Genomic DNA, 4,235 nt, shown 5'->3' on the forward strand with positions numbered 1-4,235 from the left:
TATTTTAATCGCTCCTTATTGGAAGAATTTTCAGTTAAAGAATTTCTATTAGGTGGATATGACTATCCTGTCGGTGTTTTATTTGGTGGGTATCAGCAAGAGTTTATGCAGACTCATTATCCTCATGTCGCTCTGAAAACGTTTACCAGTAATCAACTTATGATGGAAGAAGCATTATCTGGTAGGCTAAAAGCCTTTGTTGCGGATACGCAAGTTTCCAATTATTTTCTTCACTTAGGTAATAAACCAGGGAAGTTACTGCCTGTTCAACATTTGTATACTGGGGTGCTATATCCAGCAGTTGCGAAAGGTAGCCCTGTATTTGATATAGTCCAGCAAGGTTTTTCTCTGTTTAATTCTGAAGATAAATCAAGAATTGTTTATCGTTGGATTCATCATAGTGTGGACACTGTTTATCCACGTTACCTCATTCCTGCTACTATTCTGTTCATATTAATTGTGCTGTTATCGTATATCGTCATATTGAAGCGAAGTGTCGACAAGAAAACCAAAGCTCTGCGTGAGATGAATGCACGGCTAACTTTGCTATCAGAAACAGATAGTCTGACAGGTATTCATAATCGCCGTTACTTCATCCAAACACTTGAAACTATCCCTAACAGGACTTCAGGGGTTTGTTTAATGATATTTGATATTGATAATTTTAAAGCAGTGAATGATCAATTTGGTCATGCGACTGGTGATCGAGTGATTCAATTTGTCGCTCAACAAGCACAAATATCACTTATCGATAATCAAGCTTTAGCTCGAATAGGTGGAGAAAAATTTGCGATTTTAGCTTTTTTCTCATCATCGTTTAACGCCGAACAGTATGCACAACATTTGGTTGATCGTATTGCTAAAAACAGTATCGAAAGTTTCCCTGAAATTGGCGTGATTACGATAAGTTTGGGAGTTGCTTATTATCCTAATTCGCTTGAACATTATGAACTTAGCTTTGCAGATCAAGCGCTTTATCAAGCGAAGCATAATGGGAAGAATCAAGTAATTACTTTTATATATTCAGGTTAGTTGCTCTAGCTCGATCAGATTTTGTAAAGCTTGTTGATTGCTGTCACCGCAAACGACAGGGCAAGGTTTGAAGTGGTGGCAGACGGTTGGCCTTTCTGGTTTACCAAAGAGTTTGCATAGATTGTCCTCATTAAGCTGAATACAACGCACTCCTGCAGGCTTACCGCTGGGCATACCTGGGATAGCTGAAGAAATACTGGGTGCAATACAACATGCGCCACAACCGAGACGACAGTCCATTTTATACCTTTCGATGATTACCCGTTTAATGCGGGCGCTGATCCTAGCAGATCTTTTCTTTCTCAGCAGCGAAATTATTACCTTGTGACCTTGCAGTTTATAAACGGGAAAGGTATAACACCCGGCTGAAATCGTAACTAGGCAGTAAACCCTCATGAATATCCCATTTTGGCAACGTAAATCTTTAGAACAAATGACCGAAGCAGAGTGGGAATCGCTATGCGATGGTTGTGGTAAATGTTGTTTGCATAAACTCATGGATGAAGACAGTGATGAAGTCTATTACACCAATGTTGCTTGCAGTTGGCTCAATAGCGATACCTGTTCATGCAAAGACTATCCTAACCGTTTTCAATCTGGTGAAGAGTGTTTAAAACTTACGCGAGACAAGATAGCGGAATTTCATTGGCTACCTGATACCTGTGCTTATCGGTTACTCGCGGATCAGCAGCCGTTACCTGAATGGCATCCTTTGCTCACGGGGTCGAAAGCAGCGATGCATGCGGCAGGGCAAAGTGTCCGTAATCAGGTTGTTTATGAAATCGATGTTATTGATTGGGAAGATCACATTATAAACCATCCTAACAGAAACTAGCGGTATTAAGATTTTTCAATCTCTTATCTTATTAATCGCTGCTTTGCCACTATTGTTAGCGGCGGTTAGGATTTTTATATAGGCTACACTGACGGATTAATAACACCAAATCGAAATAGATTAAGAGCTGTTAACAATCATCATTGATATCTTTAAAATATGCACTTAGTTGGTTATTGTCGATGTGTTTCTATTGGTTTTATTATTTTAATAGTTAATGAATCATGTGTTCTAGTCTGGATTAGTTATTTCCTATAGGCATCAATAATATTAGTGTTCACAGCAAAACTAATATATTTTCCTTTTTCTGTATTTTTAATGTATTCATAATTTGTATTTTTGATTTTTAATAAAAAATATTTATTGTCCTATGTTTTATTTTTTATTGAAGATTAAGCATATTTACATTGACCTTTTTTAACTAACCCTCCTATAATCCGCGCCGTTCAGTTAATGAACAGACTGTGTAATTACAGCATCTCGTTAGGCGAGGCTCCTGTACAAACATAGGCCACTGATCTCACGACATCCAGAGATGCCCAAGATCAGGACAGTTTTCATCGGATTAAGGTGTTAACCCAAGTGGCTTTCGCGTTTGCGAATACGTTGTATAGTGCTGAAGCTGGGACTCGGGGATGAATTATCCTACCATTTCCTTTCGCTCGTCAAATAACGGCTGTTTTCTTACATCATAGATCAATCAATTCAGGATATTCCTGAGTCACATGAGGTTAATGTGATGAATGTAAATGTAATGAAAAACACCCACTCAATTATTGAGACCGCACAAGTTAAGCAACTGAATGAATTTTCAAGAAAATTAATTCAACCACGTTACCGTGAAAAATGGGTTGAGAAACTCGTTAAACTTTCTGATTCAGAAATTAAATTTGTATTAGAATCATTATCTAATCATGAAGTTTCTGAATTATTTAGTACGATTTCGGCCAATGCCACAGGAGAATTACTACTGTGCATTACACCACAGCAACTAAAAGAAATACTGCCTTTAGTTGCACCAAAGTTTATTGAGAATGCAATGCGTACCCTCGATGAGCAGGAGCGTGAGATTGTGCTCGAAGCGATGCCAATAGACGATTTAAAATACCATCGTGAAGCCTTGTTTTGGCCTGATGAATCGGTTGGCCGACATATGCGTTCAGATGTCATCACTTTACAAATTACTCAAACGGTAGAGCAAGCCAAGCAAACCCTTTATGAAGCTTGGGATATGCCAAACTTATTACACAACATGTACGTTGTGAACGAACAAGGGGCATTATTAGGAGAAATTAGTCCTAAAGCATTATTGGTTGCTTCATCAGAACAGTCGTTAATGACGATGGTTGAACAAAATAAGCTCGTGATTGATGCGATGGTTGATCAAGAGAATGCAGCCCGTTTGCTTCTTGAACATAATGTTCCAGTACTTCCTGTCGTTTATGAAGGAAAATTAGTTGGTTTTTTCTATCTAGAAGATGCCGCTGCGATTCTGGAAAAAGAAACAACAGAAGATGCTGAAATGCAAGGCGGTACGATTCCTCTTGATGGTAGCTATTTAGACACTACACCTTGGGAGTTATGGAAAAAACGTATTGTATGGTTATTAGTACTTTTTGTTGCTGAAGCCTATACTGGAACGGTGCTACGAGCGTTTGAAGAACAACTTGAAGCGGCAATTGCGTTAGCCTTTTTTATTCCATTATTAATTGGTACTGGTGGTAATAGTGGAACACAAATTACTACAACTATTATTCGCGCAATGGCGGTTGGTGAAGTCAGTTTACGTAATTTAGGGACAGTATTACGGAAAGAATTATCAACAGGAACTTTAATTGCCGCAGCAATGGCCGTTGCCGCTTGGATCCGTGCTTGGTCACTTGGTGTCGGTTTTGAAATAGGTTTAGTTGTAACGCTAACTATTTTAGCGATTGTACTATGGAGTGCTTTAGTTTCTTCAATTATTCCAATGGTATTACGTCGCTTGAATATTGATCCAGCGGTTGTATCTGCCCCTTTTATTGCAACATTAGTGGATGGAACTGGTTTGATTATCTATTTTGAAATTGCAAAATTAACTTTGCCTCAGTTAGCTTAATTATTAAAAACCCCTATCATCTAGTCATAGATATGATGATAGGGGTTTGTATGAAAATTTAATATATTTCAATTAAATTGCCAGTTAATAACTCAGTAGTTTGAATATGAATATTATTGTTTATTAAATTATTCAAAGTGATGTTCTACATGATTCAAATATGTCGAGTTCTGGCTGATAGACTTCGGTGTTAACATCCATAATTCCCAATAGAGAATGGAATATATTATCATGAGAGTACATTCCAATTTTATTTGCTGATTCTTGAAG

The 4,235-nt window shown here is 37.8% G+C and carries 4 protein-coding genes and 1 riboswitch; of the genes, 3 read left to right on the top strand and 1 reads right to left on the bottom strand.

The window, feature by feature from the left end; translation table 11 throughout:
- Positions 1-1,032, top strand: a 1,032-nt coding sequence (locus CAG60_RS10055; protein WP_161438862.1) for a transporter substrate-binding domain-containing diguanylate cyclase, incomplete at its 5' end; no start/stop codon positions are given.
- On the opposite strand, the gene CAG60_RS10060 is transcribed toward CAG60_RS10055, so the two are convergent.
- The gene (locus CAG60_RS10060; RefSeq protein ID WP_154167469.1) at positions 1,024-1,272 is read right to left on the bottom strand and encodes a YkgJ family cysteine cluster protein; all 249 of its coding nucleotides are present in this window, start codon (positions 1,270-1,272) and stop codon (positions 1,024-1,026) included. The genes CAG60_RS10055 and CAG60_RS10060 overlap by 9 nt on opposite strands.
- 154 nt (positions 1,273-1,426) lie before the next feature.
- Between CAG60_RS10060 and CAG60_RS10065 the strand changes: the two genes are divergently transcribed.
- Both CAG60_RS10065 and mgtE read left to right on the top strand, forming a co-directional pair.
- The gene (locus tag CAG60_RS10065) at positions 1,427-1,867 is read left to right on the top strand and encodes a YcgN family cysteine cluster protein (protein WP_158144862.1); all 441 of its coding nucleotides are present in this window, start codon (positions 1,427-1,429) and stop codon (positions 1,865-1,867) included.
- Positions 1,868-2,339: 472 nt separating this feature from the next.
- A riboswitch (M-box (ykoK) riboswitch) is annotated at positions 2,340-2,509 on the top strand.
- 97 nt (positions 2,510-2,606) lie between these two features.
- Positions 2,607-3,965 (top strand): magnesium transporter, encoded by a 1,359-nt coding sequence (mgtE, locus tag CAG60_RS10070; protein WP_158138709.1) that lies wholly within the window; start codon positions 2,607-2,609, stop codon positions 3,963-3,965.
- Positions 3,966-4,235 lie beyond the last annotated feature (270 nt).

The organism is Vibrio sp. V33_P6A3T137, from assembly GCF_009904835.1.
Lineage (GTDB): Bacteria > Pseudomonadota > Gammaproteobacteria > Enterobacterales > Vibrionaceae > Vibrio > Vibrio metschnikovii.